Origin of the sequence: Emticicia sp. TH156, from assembly GCF_002855535.1 — a bacterium.
In the GTDB taxonomy this organism is placed as follows: domain Bacteria; phylum Bacteroidota; class Bacteroidia; order Cytophagales; family Spirosomataceae; genus Emticicia; species Emticicia fluvialis.
This window is the reverse complement of record NZ_PKRS01000036.1, coordinates 1-1,781: the sequence shown is the minus strand read 5'-3', so window position 1 is coordinate 1,781 and position 1,781 is coordinate 1. Positions and strand designations below refer to the sequence as shown.

Annotated in this window: 2 protein-coding genes; both read left to right on the top strand. The window is 34.1% G+C overall.

Going from position 1 to position 1,781, the window contains the following annotated elements:
* Positions 1–209, top strand: a 209-nt coding sequence (locus C0V77_RS23340; RefSeq protein WP_216824469.1) for a hypothetical protein, incomplete at its 5' end; no start/stop codon positions are given.
* A 259-nt stretch (positions 210–468) separates the two neighbouring features.
* Positions 469–1,611 carry a DUF4265 domain-containing protein gene (locus tag C0V77_RS22870; protein ID WP_101728712.1) on the top strand — a complete coding sequence of 381 codons (1,143 nt, stop codon included), beginning with the start codon at positions 469–471 and terminating at the stop codon, positions 1,609–1,611.
* The last annotated feature ends 170 nt before the right edge of the window (positions 1,612–1,781 follow it).

The window sequence follows — 1,781 nt, the reverse complement described above, 5'->3', positions numbered from 1 at the left end:
AAACCTTTGGGATTGTCAATAAATCATACTTTGTAATCTCACTATCTATATACGATAATTTTGAGAAAAACGGACTTAATGCCATAAAGTATGTTGTGAAGAATTCTTCGACAATTAAGCAAAACAGTAAAATTCTTAAAAAGAAAATTAAGCGCGGGATTCAAACAGACGAAGATATGGAAACTCTAAATTTTGCTAAGATAAACTAAAGCAAAACCCCCGAAAGAGTATATCTTGTCCTTTAATAAGTCGACTAATTTATTAAGAGTTTTTAGTTCAAGGCCATCCAATAATTAACTTTTTGGATGGCCTTTTTGAATATATTACCCATCTTCGCAGCACCCATAAGGTCTTTCAAACAAACAACTCTGCACGCACCCATACTTACAAAACTTCTATTGGAATTGGTGTATTTACTATTGATTTGAGTTTTTAAATAGAGAAAAAGAAAGTACTTTTAATCTGAATTTGATTCGATTAGAAGCAAGAGGATATAACCCGACGATTGGACGTTTTGATAGAGTTGACCCAATAGTAGCTGAACAGGAGGAGTATAGTACATATCAGTATGGATGGAATAACCCGGTTTTGAGGAGCGACCCTAATGGAGATTGCCCGGTCTGTTTTGTAATTTTTGCAGGTCTATTTTTTGCATCACAGCCGGCTTCAGCACCAAGCGGTGGTAAAAATGCAAAACAAGAAATATCTGCTTACAAACAAGCCTATAATGAGATGGGTTCTGATGTTGTAAGCGCCATAATGCCTGTAGGAAAAAGTAAAACAGTAAGCCAAGCATTATATGCAACTGTTAAGAAGGAAGTAAAAGAGGAAATTAAAGAGCAGGGGCAAAAGGTTGTGGAAAAGGCGATGGCTGACAAGGTTGCCAAAGCCGAACAAAGAGCAGCTAAATTAAGCAAAGTAGATAGAAGTGGCAAGGACTTTACAAAAGCGGGAAAAGAGGCCGTAATTGATCTTAATAAAGCCAAAAACAATGGTGAAGTAATTTGTGAAGCTTGTGGAGTTTCGACTGTTCCTGCAACGAAATCAACAAAAGGAGTAACACCTTCCAAAGCTGAAAGACAAGTTGACCATGACAAGCCAAAATCCAAAGGAGGTAGCGGGACACCTGATAATGGGAAAGTCTTATGTAGAGATTGTAACCTTAAAAAAGTAATAATTATGAAAACTAAAATCATTGTTGTTTATAAAGACATTGAAGATGAAATTTCTGAAGAAACTCTTTGGTCTGAGATATTAGAAAATGGATATTATAAAATTGACAATATTCCCCTTTATGCTCCTAATTTAGCATTAAATGATATTATTAATGTAGAAGATGATGATGGTGTTCTATATTTTGATTCGATAATAGAATATTCAGGACATTCAACTTTGCAGATAGTTTTCATTATGGAAGAAAAAAGTATGGAAATACTTGCCAAATTAGTGGATTTTGGATGTAGTTGGGAGGGAATGAAAAATACCGCTTATTTTGCGATAGATGTACCTCCAAATGCGGATTATAGTGAAATAAAGAAATATTTGAACGAAAAATATCAACGGGGGATTTTAGATTATAAAGAGGCTTGCTTATCTGAAATGCACAGATAGATTTTCTTACTCTGATATAAGTTGACTAATTTAAGTACGAGTATTTAGTCCAAGGCCGCTCAATAGTTTATTTATTGGGTGGCCTTTTTTTTAAGCAGTTAAATGAAATAATGATTAAACCACACCTACTCTAAACAAATTTGAATATCAAAATAAAGAAAAGGAAAGTA